Origin of the sequence: Aerococcus sp. Group 1 (genome assembly GCF_000193205.1) — a bacterium.
Lineage (GTDB): Bacteria > Bacillota > Bacilli > Lactobacillales > Aerococcaceae > Aerococcus > Aerococcus urinae_A.
This window is the reverse complement of sequence record NC_015278.1, coordinates 1,280,100-1,296,380: the sequence shown is the minus strand read 5'-3', so window position 1 is coordinate 1,296,380 and position 16,281 is coordinate 1,280,100. Positions and strand designations below refer to the sequence as shown.

The following is a 16,281-nucleotide window of genomic DNA, read 5'->3' as shown; positions in this document are numbered from 1 at the left end:
GATGTTAGAAGAGCAATTAGATACTTTTATCGCTCGTTATCAAGAGCTTGCTGAGCTTTTAAGTGATCCAGATGTGATTAATGACCATAAACGCTTCCGAGACTTAGCTAAGGAAGAAGCTGATCTACGTCCTAAAGTAGGTACTTTTAAGCACTATAAGGAAGTTGTTTCAGGCATCGAGGATACTGAAGAGCTGATTAAAGAGACATCCGAAGAGGACATGTTAGAGCTGGCTAAGAGTGAACTCGATCAATTAAAAGCTGAGCGTGACGATTTAGAAGAAGAAATTAAGGTTTTAATGTTGCCTAGTGATCCTAATGATGACAAGAACATTATTATGGAAATCCGTGGGGCAGCTGGTGGGGATGAAGCCCAATTATTCGCAGCTGACCTCTTTGAAATGTATTCTCGCTATGCAGAGTCCCAAGGCTGGCATGTTGAAGTCGCAGACGCCTCATCCAATGACTTAGGGGGCTATAAAGAAATTATTCTTCAAATTTCAGGGGATAAAGTCTATTCAAAATTAAAATATGAAAGTGGTGCTCACCGGGTGCAACGGGTGCCTAAAACGGAATCCCAAGGTCGGGTTCATACCTCAACAGCTACGGTTGGTGTTATGCCTGAATTGGAAGATTTAGACTTTGAAATTGATGAGAAGGACATTAGAACCGATATCTATCGCGCTTCCGGTGCTGGTGGGCAACACGTTAACAAGACCAGTTCAGCGGTACGGATGACCCATATTCCTACTGGCATTCAAGTAGCTATGCAGGACCAACGTTCCCAACAACAAAACCGGGAAAAAGCGATGCTTATCTTGCGGTCACGGGTCTATGACTACTATCAATCACAAGAACAAGATGAATATGACGAAAAAAGAAAGAACTTAGTAGGAACAGGGGACCGGTCTGAGAGAATCCGAACCTATAATTACCCACAAAACCGGGTAACTGACCACCGTATTAACCTAACTTTACAAAAATTAGATCGCATTATGGGCGGAGAATTAGATGAAATAATCGATGCCCTGATTCTTGCTGATCAAGCGCAAAAATTAGAGGAACTCAATGAAACTACCATCTAATCAGCTACGATTTATAGAAGCTCAGCAATGGGCTTCTTCTTTTTTGGAATTAAACAGTAAGGACCCAGCAATTGCCTATCACCTTTTATTAGGCATGATGGATTGGGATGTAACGACTTGGTATCGTAGGCAGCGAGAGCAAATGGATTCAGTGACTTTGAAAAACTACCAGGAAATGTTAGAAAAAATCGTTAATGAGGATATGCCTTACCAGTACTTACTAGGGGAGGCATGGTTTTATGGCTATCGTTTTCGCGTGAATGCAGCTACTTTGATCCCTCGCTTTGATACGGAGCGTTTGATTGATTGTGTTCATACTTTAAGAAAAAGCGGCCAGTTAGAAAAGCAAGCCGATGTCTTAGATCTAGGGACAGGTTCAGGGGCAATTGCGGTGACCTTAGCTAAAGAATTGCCTGATTTGAAACTGACAGCTGTTGACATCTCTTCAGATGCCCTAGCAGTTGCTAAGGAAAATGCCTATTTTCACCAAGTCACTATTGAATGGATCAAGGGCGATATGCTGGATGCAGTAGCTCAGCGAAAATTTGATCTGATTATTTCTAATCCGCCCTATATCAGTGAAAATGAAATCGGTGAAATGGGGGAGGACGTCTTAATGTATGAGCCAAAGCTAGCTCTCTTTGCCAAAGACGATGGTTATTATTACTATAAGCAATTCGCCCGCCGCATCCAGTCCTTTATGAAGGCTGACGGTACACTATTAATGGAATGTGGAAGTCACCAAGCCGCTAAGATTATCAGTCTCTTTAAAAAGTCAAATCCTAAGGCTGAAGTGAAATCGATTAAAGACTATAATGGTATTGATCGAATAATCTATGTGCAATGGAAGAAGGATAAATAAAATGATTACCAAGCGCTTTACATTTGAACAGACTGCTCAGGCAGCAGAATATTTAAAACAAGGCCAATTGGTTGCCTTCCCTACGGAAACTGTCTTTGGTTTAGGAGCGATTGCGAATAACGAAAGGGCAGTTGCTTCTGTTTATCAGGCTAAGGGGCGTCCTAGTGATAATCCCCTGATTGTTCATGTTTGCCGTAAAGAGGATTTGTTTCGTTATTCCAATATAGCCAATGAAGCTCAAGCTGCAATTGCTAAAAAACTGACTGATCAATTCTGGCCGGGGCCCCTGACCTTGATTGTTCCGACTAAGGTTGGAATTTTTGGCCCAACCGTTACCGGGGGGTTAAAGACAGTGGGCATTCGGATGCCCGACCACGATTTTACCTTAGCAGTCATTAGAGAAACAGGTTTTCCGATTGTGGGACCATCTGCCAATTTATCAGGTAAACCGAGTCCAACGACGGTTGACCATGTTTTACATGATTTTGATGGTAAAATCGCGGGAGTATTAGATAGTCAACCTACCTATATTGGGGTTGAATCGACGGTGTTAGATATTAGTAATCCAGAAGAATTGGCTATTTTAAGACCAGGTGCGATCACCTTAAAAGACTTACGGAATGCCTTACCGAATCAAAGAATTATCGATGCCACCCAGCAAATTGCTGAAGATTCTAAGGAACATCCCAAGGCACCAGGGATGAAATATCGCCACTATAGCCCCCACCAAGAGGTGATTGCCATCAGCCATGCCAAGCTCCTTGAACTTATTGATTCTAAGCAGGGATTTTCTCCTGAATGTGCGGTGATCGCTAGCGATGAAGTCTTGAGTCACTTAGATGCTGGTCTGCCTACTTTTAGTTTAGGGACTAATGAAGCAACAGCTACTCATCTTTTATTTGCGGGTTTACGGGCCTTTGATGATAATGATCAAATAAAAAACTCTATGTTGAATTATTAGCTGATACAGAGGCTAATACCGCCTATCGTAATCGTTTACTAAAAGCTGCCAGTAAAAAGATAGAATCGTAAACATCTATCACGATCTATGGTAAAATCGACTTAGTATCAACAGATACGATCTGTATTGAAAGAAAAGAAGTGAGAAAATGGATGAAGTTTTTACCTTAATTGATCAAGAAAGACAACGCCAAGAAAATGGTATCGAGTTAATAGCTAGCGAAAACTGGGTATCAAAGGATGTTTTAGCCGCACAAGGGAGTATTTTAACTAATAAGTATGCAGAAGGTTATCCAGGAAAAAGATACTATGGCGGTTGTGAGGTTGTTGACAAGATTGAACAATTAGCCATTGACCGCGCTAAGAAATTATTTAAGGCAGACTTTGTGAACGTCCAGCCTTATTCTGGTTCGGGAGCTAATATGGCCGTTTATGATGCCCTCCTAAAAGCAGGAGACACGGTTTTAGGAATGAATCTGACCGATGGCGGTCATTTGACCCATGGTTCTCCAGTTAATTTCTCTGGACGGCGCTACCATTTTGTTTCCTACGGTGTCGATCCCAAAAGCGAACAACTGAATTATTCCGCTATTCGTCAAACTGCCTTGGAGGCAAAGCCAAAAATGATTGTGGCAGGATATTCTGCTTACTCTAGAAAGTTAGACTTTAAAGCCTTTCGTCAAATAGCTGATGAAGTCGGGGCCCTTTTAATGGTCGATATGGCTCATTTTGCTGGTTTGGTAGCAGCTGGAATCCATGAAAATCCAGTTGACTATGCTGATGTAGTGACTTCAACTACCCATAAAACCCTGAGAGGTCCCCGGGGAGCGATTATTCTAACCAATAATCCTGACTACGCTAAAAAAATTAATAGCCGAATTTTTCCTGGTAACCAAGGTGGTCCCTTACTCCATGTTATTGCTGCTAAGGCGGTCGCTTTTCAAGAGGCTTTAAATCCTGATTTTAAAGATTATATGGAAAACGTAGTGATCAATGCTCAGACCATGGCTAGCGAATTTAGTAAAGCTGGTATTCATGTGGTGTCTGGTGGAACGGATAACCACTTAATCGCTTTTAGAGTCAGTGACTTTGACTTAACTGGTAAAGCAGTTGAAGAGAAGCTTGGTCAAGTCCATATCACGGTCAATAAGAACACCATTCCGGGTGAAACTTTGCCGCCAACCCAATGCAGTGGCATTCGTATTGGGACACCAGCGATAACGACACGTGGCTTTACAGCAGATGATTGTCGCTTGCTGGCACAATTGATTGTCCAAGTCGTCAAACATTTTGATAATGATCAAGTCATTGCCAAGGTTAAGGAACAAGTTAAGCAATTGACCCAAAAATATCCGCTCAGTGAGTAAAGTAGGAAAATAGATTTAAAAAGAAGGAGTTTCTTATGAACAAAGAAGGATTACATATTGTTAACCACCCCTTAGTACAACACAAATTAGCGATTTTACGCGATAAAAACTTAGGTAGTAAGGACTTTCGTGAATTGGTTGATGAAATCACGGTTTTTGTTGGTTATGAAGCGACACGTGACTTGCCATTAAAAGAAGTTGAAGTCGAAACCCCGATTACAAAAACGACACAAAAAATGATTACTGGTAAAAAAATGGCCATTGTTCCTATTCTTCGGGCTGGCTTAGGTATGGTTGACGGAATCCTATCTTTGTCACCAGCCGCTAAAGTAGGCCATATTGGCATGTATCGTGATGAAGAAACTCTAGAACCACACGAGTATTTCTTTAAAATGCCTAGCGACATTGAAGAACGTCAAGTACTTGTTGTAGACCCCATGTTAGCAACAGGTGGATCAGCTATTCTAGCGATTGAGGCCTTGATGAAACGCAATGTTTCGCCTGCCGATATTAAGTTCTTATGTATGGTTGCTGCTCCTGAAGGTGTAGAAGCTTTACAAGCAGCTCATCCAGAAGTGGAAATTTATACAGCAGCTCTTGACGAAAAGCTCAATGAAGATGGCTATATTGTTCCTGGTTTAGGGGACGCTGGTGACCGCTTATTCGGTACCCTTTAATTTAAGGAAAAAGTTTCGTTAGAAAGCATAGGAAAATGGATGGTGTCTAAATAAATGGAAACGATGGTCGTTAAAGGCGGTCAGCGCTTAGAAGGAACTGTACAAGTCGATGGAGCCAAAAACACGGTGCTTCCTATTTTGGCTGCAACATTATTAGCTGAAGAAGGAAAAAGTGTTATTGAAAATTGCCCTTTATTTTCTGATGTCTATTTGATGAATAAGGTTTTAGATTACCTTGATGCTCAAGTGGACTTTGATGAAGCAGCTGGAGTGATAACAGTGGATGCTAGTGGAGTTATCCAAAGTGAAGCGCCCTTTGAATTTGTCAGTAAGATGCGCGCCAGTGTCGTTGTTATGGGACCTTTATTAGCTCGCTTAGGTTGTGTCAAAGTGGCCATGCCAGGCGGTTGTGCTATTGGCTCACGGCCCATTGACTTACACATTAAGGGCTTTGAGGCCCTGGGAGCTAAGGTGACGACCGAAAATGGTTATATTGAGGCTCGTTGTGATGAATTAGTCGGGACCGATATTTATCTGGACTTTCCTAGTGTAGGAGCAACTGAAAATATTATGATGGCGGCAACTTTAGCCAAAGGGGACACCATTTTAGAAAATGTTGCTAAGGAACCTGAAATTGTTGATTTGGCTAATTTCCTCAACCGTATGGGGGCAAGGATTTCTGGTGCTGGTACCGATATTATTCGGATCCGCGGCGTGGAATCCTTGCATGGTACCCAGCATGCCGTTATCCATGATCGTATTGAAGCTGGGACATTTATGGTGGCTGCAGCAGTCACTGGGGGCAATGTCCTGGTTAAAGACGCGGTAGCAGAACACAATCTCCCTTTAATTTCTAAATTAAAGGAAATGGGTGTTCAAATTGAAGAAGAAATGGAAGGAATACGGGTTATCGGCCCGAATGAATTAAAGGCCACAAATATAAAAACCATGCCTTATCCCGGTTTTCCAACAGATATGCAGGCCCAATTCAGCATTGCCCAAGCCATTGCCCATGGAAGTTCAAAATTAGAAGAGACTGTTTTTGAAAATCGTTTTATGCACTTAGAAGAATTAAGACGGATGAACGTTTCTTTTAATATTACTAGTGATACTGCAACGATTGATGGCCCTAACCACTTACAGGGGGCAGCAGTTGTGGCAACAGATTTACGTGCAGCAGCAGCTCTTATTATTGCTGGTTTAGTGGCAGAAGGCATTACTAAAGTAAGTAAACTAGAGTATCTCGACCGTGGCTACGCTAATTTTGACAAAAAATTGCAAGCCTTGGGTGCTAAGGTTATTCGGCTTGATCTTGAAAAATATAGTCAGGAAGAAATTGAAAGCCGCTTAGATGAGGTTGGATCATGAATAAGGAGCTTTTAGTTAGTCGATTTAAAAACCTTTTTAAGTGGTTACTTATTTGCCTTTTAGGGATGGTCCTCTTATTTTTAATTGGATTATTACTGGGTTATGGTATTAGTAGTGACCACCAGCTATTTAACGTCTTTAACCAAAATGTTTGGAACCATTTATACGCTTTCTTTCAATAAAAACTAAAAGAAAAGGAGCAACTTCAGTGAATAATCTTTCACTGAAGTTGCTCCTTTTTTACTTGCTCATTGGCTTAAACCGGCATGATAACAGGTAGAATCATTGGATTACGTTTGGTACGTTTGTGTAGGAAAGGATAGAGAGCATTTTGAATACTATCACGGAGTATCTTCTCATTGACTTCCTTTCCTGAGTTGAGATGACCAATAACCGTCGTTTGAACAACCTTTTGGGCATCTTTAATTAAGTCGCCAGATTCACGCATATAAATAAATCCACGTGAGACAATGTCAGGACCTGCAACTAATTCGTTATTTTCAAAGTTAACGGTAACGACAACGATAACGATACCATCCTCGGAAAGATTATGCCGGTCACGGAGAACAATATTACCGATATCACCGATCCCTTTACCATCAACATAGACAGCATCAGCAGGTACCTTACCAGCTTCTCGCCAGGAGTCTTGGGTTAGGGCAGCAACTTGTCCATTATCATGGATGATGACGTTTTTTTCAGGTACACCAACAGCTTGGGCGGTTTCACCATGAACACACAGCATGCGGTACTCCCCATGAACAGGCATAAAGAATTTTGGCTTCATTAAGCGAAGTAATAACTTTTGTTGTTCTTGACTAGCGTGTCCCGAAGTGTGGACATTATTAATCTTGCCGTGAACCACCTCAGCTCCAGATTCGAGTAACTTATTAATCAGGTTATTGACACTGGATAAGTTACCAGGTATTGGGGAAGAAGAAAATACGACGGTATCTGTTGGGTGTAAGGTCACTTGACGGTGGGTGCCATTAGCAATCCGACTTAGGGCAGCTAGTGGTTCTCCCTGAGACCCTGTACACATAATCATGATCTCGTTATCCGGATAGTCGTTAATTTCTTTTGACTCAATGAAGGTACCTTCTGGAATATTAAAATAGCCAATTTCTTGGGCATTGCGGAAGGCGTTCTCCATTGAGCGTCCAAAAACAGCGATTTTTCTGCCAGTGTTGACTGCTATTTCTATGGCTTCACTTAACCTGGAGATATTAGAAGCAAAGGAAGCAAAAATGATTCTGCCTTCGATTGGCGTCATAATATCTTTCAATGAATTGGACACATAGTGTTCAGACATGGTCCAACCAGGAACTTCAGAGTTGGTTGAATCAGCTAATAAGAGTAAGAGCCCCTCATCACCGATGCGAGCCATTTTGTGCAAGTCTGCATGCTTACCAATTGGAGTAAAATCGAATTTATAGTCTCCTGTGAAAGCAACTGCTCCAACGGGAGTCTTAACTAAAATTCCCTTGGCGCCAGGAATTGAGTGGTTTACTGTGAAGAATGAAACGGATGTTTTATCAAAATTAATGACAGATTCGTCATCGATTTCATGTAAAATCGCATCACCTAATAAACCATGTTCTTCTAATTTACCTCGAATTAAAGCCAGTGCTAATTGATCAGCATAAATAGGAAAATTCACTTGTTTTAATAACCAAGGAATTCCACCAATATGGTCTTCGTGGCCATGGGAAACAAAGATTCCTTTTACCTTATCTTTATTCTCAATGAGGTAGCTATAGTCTGAAATTACATAATCGATGCCAAGTAATTCATCGTCAGGAAATTTAACCCCATTATCCATAATAATGATTTCGTCTTGGTATTGGACCACGTACATATTCTTCCCAATTTCGCCAAGACCGCCAATGGCAAAGACATAAACTTCATTATCTTTTACTTCAAAACTCATTATTTATCAAACTCCGTAAGATGAAAATCTGGGCTTTTTGTTCATAAGCCAGATGGGCTTCATCTAATGCTTGGATGTGTTCAACGAGATAAGGGGTATTTTCTCGTAATTGTTGGCGTACATCGATAATGCTATCGGACTCGATATAGAGTGCTTGAGTTTTTTCACGAACAGGTGCTTCGTTAGCTTTTTCTTGATAAGTCACCTTAAATATCATAAAATTCTCCTTTTCTAGTATTAATTAGCTTGTTTATTGGAATTGAATCAATATCGCTTGTTCTATTTTAGCATAATGACAGAGCTTTGCCTAAATAAAGTTGTTCTAGCAAGTTCCTGCTTCATTAGGCGAGTTAAACATAAAAATAAATCGATATAAATTGGCAGACGGTCCCTAATAGAACAAAGAGGTGCCAAATGGTATGGAAATAGACATATTTATGATCGAAACGATAGAAAGAAGTTCCTAGCGAATAAAAAAGTCCTCCGGCTAAAAGCCATAGAAGGCCAGCCAGAGATACCGAATGGATGATTGGGTAAACAATAAAGACAGCTAGCCAGCCCATACTTAAATAAATGAAGGTTGAGTATTTTTTCAACCAAGGCCGCTTATAGATTTCACAATAAAGACCTAAGGCTACAATCAACCACTCAATGAAGAAAATTAGCCAGCCCAGGGAGTTATTTAAAGCAATTAAACAAAAAGGGCTATAGGAGCCAGCAATGAGAAAATAAATACTGCAATGATCAAAAAAGCGGAAGACTGGGGCTACCTTGGTAAAATATAGAGCGTGGTACATGGTTGAAAAGAAATATAAGTTAATCATCGATAAGCCATAAATGGTGTAAGCCATCAGCCGGTTAAGTTCTTGAAATTGGAAAGCTTTACTAATTAAAAGCCCCGTGCCAATTAAGGCTAACAGTAAGCCGATGCCATGACTAATCGCACTAAAAATTTGACTTGTTACTTGATAGGACCGCGAATTCAATATCTGGGGATTTGAAAACAAGAGGTTTTGTTGCTTTTCCATGGTTATCCTACTTTCCATTAAGCTCACTTTATAATTATATAATAACACAAGTCCTTAATCGGTGTTGAAGGAAGAAAATCTGGAGTTGTCTTGCAAGCTTGAGTTAAAGTCGTCCTAATTTATCTTTAATAGCGTCTTCTGCTATAATTGTAGGGAACTGAGGAGGTAGCAGAATGGCATTTAATCCTAAAAACTTTGATTTTTCACTCGCAGACGATTTACTCAACCAGGCTGGCGATACTATTAATGAAATGGAAAAAATTGAAATCCTCGTCGTTGGAAAAACTGGTGTGGGTAAAAGTACTTTAATTAATAATATCTTTCGAGAAGAACTGGCTAAAACGGGCGTAGGAAAACCCATCACCCAACATATTCAAAAGCTTAGTAAAGAAGACATGCCCATCAATTTATATGATAGTCGGGGGCTAGAGCTTTCAAAAGAAGTTCAAAAGCAAATTAAAAAAGAAATTAATGCTTTACAAGCTGATCTCACTAAAGAGGGCAGCCATTTGCACGCAGCTTATTACTGTATCAATGCGAATTCTCAACGGATTGAAGAAATGGAAATTGACTTGATTGAGCAGCTCGCTGACCATATGCCAGTTATTGTCGTTTTGACCCAATCAATTGGTGAAGCAGGCGATACCATGAAGGCTTATATTGAAAGTCTTAATTTACCTATCCAGGGTGTCATTCCAGTCATGGCAGCCGATTACAGAATTAATGACCAAGTCACTATTGAAGCTTTCGGCTTGGAAGACTTACTTAATTTAACTTTCTTAGTTATTCCGGAAAACGTTCATCCCGCTTTTACCAATGCTCAACGGATTGATATTAAACGGAAGGCCAAGGCTGCTCGCCGTTGGGCAAAAAAGTCAGTAGCCATGACTTTTGGAGTCGGTTTTTCCCCGATTCCTTTCTCTGACGCCACTTTGCTCGTGCCAATTCAAATTACTATGCTAGCTAGGATAACAGCTATTTTCGGCATATCTATGCAAAGTAAGCAAGTCATTAGTATCCTAGGGGCAGTGATCGGGACTGGTGGGGCGACTTATATCGGGCGAACCATTGCCTCCAACTTGGTGAAGTTTATTCCAGGTTTAGGATCTGCATTAGGGGGGCTGATCTCAGGATCGACTGCTGCTATGGTGACGACTGCCTTAGCTATGTCCTATATTGAAGTATTAACCATTATTGCAGAATCGGAGGCTAAGGGCGAAGAAATTTCCCTTGAAAGTCTTAATAAATTAATGAAAACGCACTTTAGAAAACGCCTAAGACGCGGAAAGAAGGATAAAGACTTTCAAGATGTAGAAGACATGAAAGATTAATCCTTATGTGAAAAGCGTGAGACTAGTTTTTATCGATTGACTAGACATGATAAAAGAATAAATGAGGAAAACCAGGAGGAAGAGCCAAAAGCTCTATTCTCCTGGTTTAATATTAGCTATTATTTTTTTCGTGAACGAACAAAGGAATAGAGCAGATAGAGCCCAAGGACTACTCCCATGACAAAGAATAGTAGGGCGATATTGCCGGCATAGTGGCTATTGTTTTGGGAAACGATAAAGCCGGATGAGATGATTATTGCTGACAAAATGAGGGCTGTAACAATTCGGTTAATGATCTGATTAAGTTCTTTAGTTAACTCTTTAACTTCTCGCATGGAGATATTTATTGTCGTACGGCCCTTAATGAATTCAGAGAGAGCCTGGTTGGCTTGCTGGGGGAGAGAAATACCCGACCGCAATAAACGCGTTGATTCGCGAAGCAAGTGATCCTTGTTGAATAAACGACTCTGCTCTAATAAGGAGTGATGGAAGGTAAAATCCATAAAAATAGACATAAAATCAAATTCAGGATTCAAGGATTCGCAGATGCCTTCTAAGATAATCACGGTTTTACTTAATTGGACGAACTTAGTGGGAAAAGTTAACTTATATTTTAAGGCAGTTTTCATGACTTCTTGAAAAATTTCTCCCATATCAATCGCTTCCAGGCCAGTGGTGAGGTAACGCTCAAATAACCACTGAACATCCTTATACAGGCTATACTGGTCAGTGATCCGAGGCCCCTTACAGATGATCTGTAGGAGGTGGACTAATTCATCAATATCCTTAAAAGCTAGGGCCTCTAATAAATTAATTAATAATTTTTGATCGGAGGAGGAGAGTGTCCCCATCATTCCTAGGTCAATAAAATAAATTTTTCCTGACTAATGAGAATATTGCCGGGGTGGGGATCGGCATGGTAAAAACCATCCTCAAATACCTGGTAAAGAAAAGAATAGACCAGCTTTTCGGCGATATTATTCAAGTCATAGCCCATTTGTTTTAACTTTGAGACACTACCAATAGAAACCCCCGCAATATAGTCCATAACCAATACTTTGTGGGTGGTTAAATCACCATAATAGTTGGGAACGCCAATCAAGGAACGCTTTTCATGGTTGCTTTGGAAACGTCGCATATTATTTGCTTCATTTAAGAAATCCATCTCTAAAAGACTCTGCTGGCGAATTTCCCGGAGAATAGCCACTGGATTGGAGATAATATTTGTGAAAATAGTAGGAATTTTATTGATAACGTGAATGAATAAATCAATATCGGAGATTAATTGCTCTTTGATTTGGGGACGTTGGATTTTAACCACGACCTCTTGACCAGTTTGTAATTGGGCCCGGTGGATTTGTGCAATCGATCCAGTAGCTAGGGCTTCTTTAGCAAAACTTGCGAAGCATTGTTCAGGAGCTTCTCCTAATTCTTCTCTAATAATTTGTTCGGCTTCTTGGTAGGAAAAGGGAGGAGCAGAGTGTTGTAGCTTTTGCAATTCTAAGATGTAAGGTTCAGAGAGGAGGTCGTTTCGAGTAGAGAGTATCTGACCAATTTTAATAAAGGAAGGGCCCAAGGCTTCAAAAGCCTGTCTTAAATTTTTAGCACTTTCCTGGACATCCAATTTTTTAAAACTGCGCTGGTAAACTTCTCCAAAACCAAAGTTAGCTAAAACTTGAATGATTTCACTTAAGCGATGTGTTCTATTTGCCATGCGATCACTTCCTAAAAAAGATGGGTATAAATAATTACTCGGCCCAGTCTTGTTCTAGTAAAAGCAAAAAGTTCTCAATGAGCTGATTAACTCTTGACTGACGTCTAAGCCAAATATTTATCCTTGAATTCTGATTAATCAGTTATTTTCTATGGCGATTCAGCCTTATGAAAAAACGCTTACCCTTAGATAAGCGTTAAGAAAACATTTTCTTAGATCTCATTTAATTTTTCTGATAACTGATTCACTTGGTCAGATAAATTATCAACTTGTACTTGCAAGGATTCGATTTGTTCTGAAAGCGATTGTTTTTGAGTTCGGTCGGTAAAGCTACGTTTTAAGTCTTCAGTCAGTTCTTTACCCTCTTGGACAGTTATTTGTCCCTTATCAATGGCCTGTTTGATCATTTCTTGAGCTTTTTCTAAAGTTAGGCTAGTACCACCGACAGCAGCTAAAAATAATTTTTTTAGATTATCCATAATTACATTGCCCCTTTTAATTAGTCATCAACAAAAGTAAATAATAATTTTTCTTCTTCTTCATCGTAGTCAACTTCTAGAGAGTGATCATTGTAAAACCAAGCATCATCTTCTTCAGCAAAGAAGATGATGCCATCGATTGTTTCACTTACCAGGACTTTTTGTGGTTGACTGACTTGAACCATTACCGACACACCTTCATGAATGTTGGTTTTTCCATAGACCTTACTGGTGAAACGGACAGCATCCCCGGAACCTAAATCCATATCTTCTTTGAAAAACTTTAATGCCTGATCACTAATTCGAATTTGCATATTTTCACTCCCCTATATCTTTAAACTAGCTCCATTATAGATGAAAAGAGAATACTTGACTAGTCAAAGGCTTGGGGGTCAGAATGCCTGAGTTTATTAGAGCTTTTCTTATTTTATTATTTATTTATAGGACAGTTAAATGCTATAATGGAAGTCGATATATTCTAAATGTTCAAGTACAATTTTGTGAAGAAGGGGTTCAATGGCAGCGTCTTATCAAAAAGATATTATTATCAGTCAGGATCAATGTGATCAAGAAGGTTGTATTCAAATTAAGGGCCTCATTGCTCTCTTTTTAGCCCTCTCTGCTGATCACGACCAAGCCCTAAAGCAGGCCGGACTTTGGTCGCTGGACTCGCGTTATATCTGGGTAATCGTTGAAAATCACCTAAGTATTAACCGCCTAGCAGAATGTAATGAATCAGTCACTGTGACCACAGAGTTGATAGGGGCTAATGCCTTCTTTGTAAAAAGAAGCTTTAGCTTAGTTGATCAAGATAGAGCCCTTTTAGCCAAGTGTACCATGGTATATACTTTGATTGATTTTGTCAGTCGTCAAATCGAGCGGGTTGATACGCACTCTTTAGATGCCAAGCTAGGGATTGATATTAGTAAGCGCATTCGTTTGAATAAAATTAAATTTTCACCAACAGAAGATGCCGATTTGCTGAGTGAATTCTTGGTAGATCATCAAGCGATTGATCAGAATAAGCATGTTAACAATTTAGTTTATTTGGATTGGATATTTAGGCAAGTGGGTCAAGAATTTATAGAGAGCTGGCAGGTTAAAGATTTGATTATCAGCTATAAACACGAGCTCTATGAGGGGGATCGCGGCTGGTTAAAATCAGAAATCAACCAAGCAGGCGATAAGCAGTTATTGACCAAGCATAAGATAGTATCCTTTGATGATAATATTCATGCAAGTGTTGAAATATCTTGGAATAGAAAAGACAAGTAAGGGGTTTAGGGAATGGCTTTCAATAATATGTATCATATTATTGATCGTGACGATTGGCATGCTTATCGTGACGAAATTACATCTGATATTAATGTGAAATTAACCGAGAAGCAATTAGAGGCCTTGCTGGCTTTTAATGACCATCTGACTTTAGAAGATGCTAATGATATTTATCAGCCTCTCACACAATTAATTAGTATATACTTTAAAAATTATCAAAGCTTGATTATTGAACGCAATCAATTTTTAGGCATTAATGATAAAATACCACCTTTTATTATTGGCATATCGGGAAGTGTTGCCGTTGGTAAAAGTACTACGGCGCGTCTATTGCAACTCTTTTTATCGCAATTTTTTCCCTATTTAGATGTTGAATTAATTACTACCGATGGCTTTTTGTATCCTAATGAGCAATTAGAACATTGGGATTTAATGCACCGTAAGGGCTTTCCGGAAAGCTATGATATGCACGAATTAAAGAAGTTTTTCATGGCTGTCAAGAGCAATAAGCAGCGGCTCAAAGTCCCTTTGTACTCTCATGAGAGTTATGACCGGATTAATGCCTATCGAGAAATTAAATCGCCCCATATTCTCATTGTTGAGGGGATCAATGTTTTACAATTCCTTGGATCAGACCAGTTTTTTATTGGTGAATATGCTGATCTGTCTATTTATGTTGATGCCGATACTGAATTAATTGAAAAATGGTATATGGAACGTTTTATTTTACTTCGTGAAAATGCTTTGAAAGACCCTGATCACTATAACCAACGATATAGTAAGATGTCATTAGACGATGCTTTACGTTCAGCTAAACGGACTTGGGAAAACATTAATTTAGTTAACTTGGAAGACTATATTTTACCCACTCGAGATCGGGCAGACATAGTTATTCACAAAATTGAAAATCACTATATTGATTCAATTAGAATGCGACGCTATTAGGAGAAATGAAAAATGAATTTTGAAAAGAATTGGATAAAAGTTTTTAGTGGAATAGCCATTCTTTTGGCGGTCCTTTGGATAATGAATAATTTAAATATTATCAGTAATTTTATGGGCCAGATTCAAAATGTAATTAGTCCATTTTTAGTTGGGGCAGCCATTGCCTTTATTCTATCGATTCCGGTAAATTATATTGAAAAATACTTAAAAAGATTCGATTATTTTAAAAGACATCGGAAAACCTTGCGTGGCTTAGCCATTGTCCTTTCCTTGATTCTTATCGTCTTATTGATATACTTTTTAATCTTCTTAGTCTTACCTGATTTTGAGGATACGATCACTTCATTTATTTCTATCGTGCCTACAACCATTAGTCAAGTCATCTCTAAGGTCATGCGTTTTATTGACCGTCATCCTGAATTAGTGACTTATATCCAACAATTGGATATCAATTTAAATAATTTAGCCCAAAGAGCCATCGCCTTCGTGCAATCCTTAGCTACCAATTTGCTTTCACAAACCTTTACTATCGGTATTGGCCTGGTGAATAGTCTGTTTAATTTATTTATTTCTTTGGTTTTTGGGATTACTGTGGTTTCGGCTAAGGAAACTTTAACCAGACAAGTAAAGAAAGTCATCTATGCCATATGTAATTTACCTTGGGCAAATTACTTAGTCAATGTGGGAAAGTTAGCCAATGATGTTTTCACTAATTTTGTTAGTGGCCAGGTTCTGGAAGCTTTTATACTTGGAATTATGGTTTATATCGGCATGTTAATTTGTCATTTTCCATATGCTTTAACTATTTCAGTGATAATGGGGGCTTCGGGTTTGATTCCTATTTTTGGAGCAATCTTCGGAGCAGTTGCCGGGGCCATGCTAATCGTTGTGACTAGTCCGACCAAAGCGATCCTATTTATTATTTTTATAACTGTTGTGCAACAACTGGAAGGAAATATTATTTACCCTCGTGTTGTCGGAGGGAGCGTTGGTTTACCTGGTTTGTGGACTTTGGTCGCTGTGACTGTCGGCGGGGCCTTCTTTGGCTTACCAGGAATGTTACTCAGTGTCCCTACGGTATCTGTAATATACCAGCTCACAGCAGCCACCATTAATCATCGACTCGATCTGAAAGAATTAGATATCGAGACCTGGAGCGCAGAAATTGATCCTAAATAAAAAGAAAGAGGCTGGGGTTTTTATCCCAGCCTTTTCTTATGAAAATTATAATGAGTGTTGTCAAGGCATGTAGAAGTCCAAT

Annotated in this window: 18 protein-coding genes; 11 read left to right on the top strand and 7 right to left on the bottom strand. The window is 39.5% G+C overall.

The features are described from left to right. The first annotated feature begins 1 nt into the window (after position 1). The 7 genes from prfA to HMPREF9243_RS05950 all read left to right on the top strand — a co-directional run bounded on the left by prfA (position 2) and on the right by HMPREF9243_RS05950 (position 6,500). Positions 2 to 1,084 (top strand): peptide chain release factor 1, encoded by a 1,083-nt coding sequence (gene prfA, locus HMPREF9243_RS05980; RefSeq protein WP_013669726.1) that lies wholly within the window; start codon positions 2 to 4, stop codon positions 1,082 to 1,084. Then, positions 1,068 to 1,946, top strand: a complete 879-nt coding sequence (gene prmC / locus HMPREF9243_RS05975) for a peptide chain release factor N(5)-glutamine methyltransferase (protein WP_041706131.1) — start codon at positions 1,068 to 1,070, stop codon at positions 1,944 to 1,946. Before prfA ends, prmC begins: the two co-directional genes overlap by 17 nt. A gap of 1 nt (position 1,947) precedes the next feature. Next, the gene (locus tag HMPREF9243_RS05970) at positions 1,948 to 2,907 is read left to right on the top strand and encodes an L-threonylcarbamoyladenylate synthase (protein ID WP_231286947.1); all 960 of its coding nucleotides are present in this window, start codon (positions 1,948 to 1,950) and stop codon (positions 2,905 to 2,907) included. Positions 2,908 to 3,055: 148 nt separating this feature from the next. Next, a complete protein-coding gene (gene glyA / locus HMPREF9243_RS05965; protein ID WP_013668788.1) occupies positions 3,056 to 4,273 on the top strand; it encodes a serine hydroxymethyltransferase in 1,218 nt (405 codons plus the stop codon). Between the two features lie 35 nt (positions 4,274 to 4,308). Further along, complete coding sequence (gene upp, locus HMPREF9243_RS05960) at positions 4,309 to 4,950, top strand: uracil phosphoribosyltransferase (protein ID WP_013669283.1); 642 nt, start codon at positions 4,309 to 4,311, stop codon at positions 4,948 to 4,950. A 54-nt stretch (positions 4,951 to 5,004) separates the two neighbouring features. After that, positions 5,005 to 6,318 (top strand): UDP-N-acetylglucosamine 1-carboxyvinyltransferase, encoded by a 1,314-nt coding sequence (gene murA / locus HMPREF9243_RS05955; protein ID WP_013670033.1) that lies wholly within the window; start codon positions 5,005 to 5,007, stop codon positions 6,316 to 6,318. Further along, positions 6,315 to 6,500: a DNA-directed RNA polymerase subunit beta gene (locus HMPREF9243_RS05950; protein ID WP_013669388.1), complete on the top strand. Its 186-nt coding sequence runs from the start codon at positions 6,315 to 6,317 to the stop codon at positions 6,498 to 6,500. Before murA ends, HMPREF9243_RS05950 begins: the two co-directional genes overlap by 4 nt. A gap of 74 nt (positions 6,501 to 6,574) precedes the next feature. On the opposite strand, the gene rnjA is transcribed toward HMPREF9243_RS05950, so the two are convergent. The 3 genes from rnjA to HMPREF9243_RS05935 all read right to left on the bottom strand — a co-directional run bounded on the left by rnjA (position 6,575) and on the right by HMPREF9243_RS05935 (position 9,276). After that, on the bottom strand, positions 6,575 to 8,248 hold the full coding sequence (gene rnjA / locus HMPREF9243_RS05945; protein WP_013669269.1) for a ribonuclease J1: 1,674 nt from the start codon (positions 8,246 to 8,248) through the stop codon (positions 6,575 to 6,577). Then, positions 8,238 to 8,465, bottom strand: coding sequence for a DNA-dependent RNA polymerase subunit epsilon (locus HMPREF9243_RS05940; protein ID WP_041706129.1), 228 nt, complete (start codon positions 8,463 to 8,465; stop codon positions 8,238 to 8,240). The genes rnjA and HMPREF9243_RS05940 overlap by 11 nt, the downstream gene beginning before the upstream one ends. Positions 8,466 to 8,598: 133 nt before the next feature. Continuing rightward, positions 8,599 to 9,276: a hemolysin III family protein gene (locus tag HMPREF9243_RS05935; RefSeq protein ID WP_013668621.1), complete on the bottom strand. Its 678-nt coding sequence runs from the start codon at positions 9,274 to 9,276 to the stop codon at positions 8,599 to 8,601. 173 nt (positions 9,277 to 9,449) lie between these two features. On the opposite strand from HMPREF9243_RS05935, the gene HMPREF9243_RS05930 reads away from it, so the two are divergent. Continuing rightward, on the top strand, positions 9,450 to 10,607 hold the full coding sequence (locus HMPREF9243_RS05930) for a YcjF family protein (RefSeq protein ID WP_013669739.1): 1,158 nt from the start codon (positions 9,450 to 9,452) through the stop codon (positions 10,605 to 10,607). Between the two features lie 119 nt (positions 10,608 to 10,726). On the opposite strand, the gene HMPREF9243_RS09970 is transcribed toward HMPREF9243_RS05930, so the two are convergent. The 4 genes from HMPREF9243_RS09970 to HMPREF9243_RS05915 all read right to left on the bottom strand — a co-directional run bounded on the left by HMPREF9243_RS09970 (position 10,727) and on the right by HMPREF9243_RS05915 (position 13,114). Then, a complete protein-coding gene (locus HMPREF9243_RS09970; protein ID WP_049776769.1) occupies positions 10,727 to 11,461 on the bottom strand; it encodes a hypothetical protein in 735 nt (244 codons plus the stop codon). Between the two features lie 2 nt (positions 11,462 to 11,463). Continuing rightward, on the bottom strand, positions 11,464 to 12,321 hold the full coding sequence (locus HMPREF9243_RS09965; RefSeq protein WP_049776768.1) for an AarF/ABC1/UbiB kinase family protein: 858 nt from the start codon (positions 12,319 to 12,321) through the stop codon (positions 11,464 to 11,466). Between the two features lie 212 nt (positions 12,322 to 12,533). Next, a complete protein-coding gene (locus HMPREF9243_RS05920; RefSeq protein ID WP_013668728.1) occupies positions 12,534 to 12,800 on the bottom strand; it encodes a hypothetical protein in 267 nt (88 codons plus the stop codon). 20 nt (positions 12,801 to 12,820) lie between these two features. Continuing rightward, the gene (locus HMPREF9243_RS05915; RefSeq protein ID WP_013669883.1) at positions 12,821 to 13,114 is read right to left on the bottom strand and encodes a HesB/YadR/YfhF family protein; all 294 of its coding nucleotides are present in this window, start codon (positions 13,112 to 13,114) and stop codon (positions 12,821 to 12,823) included. Positions 13,115 to 13,316: 202 nt separating this feature from the next. Between HMPREF9243_RS05915 and HMPREF9243_RS05910 the strand changes: the two genes are divergently transcribed. Genes HMPREF9243_RS05910 through HMPREF9243_RS05900 form a run of 3 tightly spaced genes read left to right on the top strand, consistent with a single transcriptional unit; the run spans position 13,317 to position 16,199 of the window. Beyond that, positions 13,317 to 14,075: an acyl-[acyl-carrier-protein] thioesterase gene (locus HMPREF9243_RS05910; protein WP_013668987.1), complete on the top strand. Its 759-nt coding sequence runs from the start codon at positions 13,317 to 13,319 to the stop codon at positions 14,073 to 14,075. 12 nt (positions 14,076 to 14,087) lie between these two features. Continuing rightward, a complete protein-coding gene (gene coaA / locus HMPREF9243_RS05905; RefSeq protein WP_013669323.1) occupies positions 14,088 to 15,020 on the top strand; it encodes a type I pantothenate kinase in 933 nt (310 codons plus the stop codon). Positions 15,021 to 15,032: 12 nt separating this feature from the next. Then, the gene (locus tag HMPREF9243_RS05900) at positions 15,033 to 16,199 is read left to right on the top strand and encodes an AI-2E family transporter (RefSeq protein ID WP_013669834.1); all 1,167 of its coding nucleotides are present in this window, start codon (positions 15,033 to 15,035) and stop codon (positions 16,197 to 16,199) included. Positions 16,200 to 16,281: the final 82 nt, after the last annotated feature.

What these genes read in the sequence shown, in the direction of transcription:
- prfA (WP_013669726.1), top strand. Translation starts at nt 2, where the DNA reads ATGTTAGAAGAGCAATTAGATACTTTTATCGCTCGTTATCAAGAGCTT.
- prmC (WP_041706131.1), top strand. Translation starts at nt 1,068, where the DNA reads ATGAAACTACCATCTAATCAGCTACGATTTATAGAAGCTCAGCAATGG.
- HMPREF9243_RS05970 (WP_231286947.1), top strand. Translation starts at nt 1,948, where the DNA reads ATGATTACCAAGCGCTTTACATTTGAACAGACTGCTCAGGCAGCAGAA.
- glyA (WP_013668788.1), top strand. Translation starts at nt 3,056, where the DNA reads ATGGATGAAGTTTTTACCTTAATTGATCAAGAAAGACAACGCCAAGAA.
- upp (WP_013669283.1), top strand. Translation starts at nt 4,309, where the DNA reads ATGAACAAAGAAGGATTACATATTGTTAACCACCCCTTAGTACAACAC.
- murA (WP_013670033.1), top strand. Translation starts at nt 5,005, where the DNA reads ATGGAAACGATGGTCGTTAAAGGCGGTCAGCGCTTAGAAGGAACTGTA.
- HMPREF9243_RS05950 (WP_013669388.1), top strand. Translation starts at nt 6,315, where the DNA reads ATGAATAAGGAGCTTTTAGTTAGTCGATTTAAAAACCTTTTTAAGTGG.
- rnjA (WP_013669269.1), bottom strand. Translation starts at nt 8,248, where the DNA reads ATGAGTTTTGAAGTAAAAGATAATGAAGTTTATGTCTTTGCCATTGGC.
- HMPREF9243_RS05940 (WP_041706129.1), bottom strand. Translation starts at nt 8,465, where the DNA reads ATGATATTTAAGGTGACTTATCAAGAAAAAGCTAACGAAGCACCTGTT.
- HMPREF9243_RS05935 (WP_013668621.1), bottom strand. Translation starts at nt 9,276, where the DNA reads ATGGAAAAGCAACAAAACCTCTTGTTTTCAAATCCCCAGATATTGAAT.
- HMPREF9243_RS05930 (WP_013669739.1), top strand. Translation starts at nt 9,450, where the DNA reads ATGGCATTTAATCCTAAAAACTTTGATTTTTCACTCGCAGACGATTTA.
- HMPREF9243_RS09970 (WP_049776769.1), bottom strand. Translation starts at nt 11,461, where the DNA reads ATGATGGGGACACTCTCCTCCTCCGATCAAAAATTATTAATTAATTTA.
- HMPREF9243_RS09965 (WP_049776768.1), bottom strand. Translation starts at nt 12,321, where the DNA reads ATGGCAAATAGAACACATCGCTTAAGTGAAATCATTCAAGTTTTAGCT.
- HMPREF9243_RS05920 (WP_013668728.1), bottom strand. Translation starts at nt 12,800, where the DNA reads ATGGATAATCTAAAAAAATTATTTTTAGCTGCTGTCGGTGGTACTAGC.
- HMPREF9243_RS05915 (WP_013669883.1), bottom strand. Translation starts at nt 13,114, where the DNA reads ATGCAAATTCGAATTAGTGATCAGGCATTAAAGTTTTTCAAAGAAGAT.
- HMPREF9243_RS05910 (WP_013668987.1), top strand. Translation starts at nt 13,317, where the DNA reads ATGGCAGCGTCTTATCAAAAAGATATTATTATCAGTCAGGATCAATGT.
- coaA (WP_013669323.1), top strand. Translation starts at nt 14,088, where the DNA reads ATGGCTTTCAATAATATGTATCATATTATTGATCGTGACGATTGGCAT.
- HMPREF9243_RS05900 (WP_013669834.1), top strand. Translation starts at nt 15,033, where the DNA reads ATGAATTTTGAAAAGAATTGGATAAAAGTTTTTAGTGGAATAGCCATT.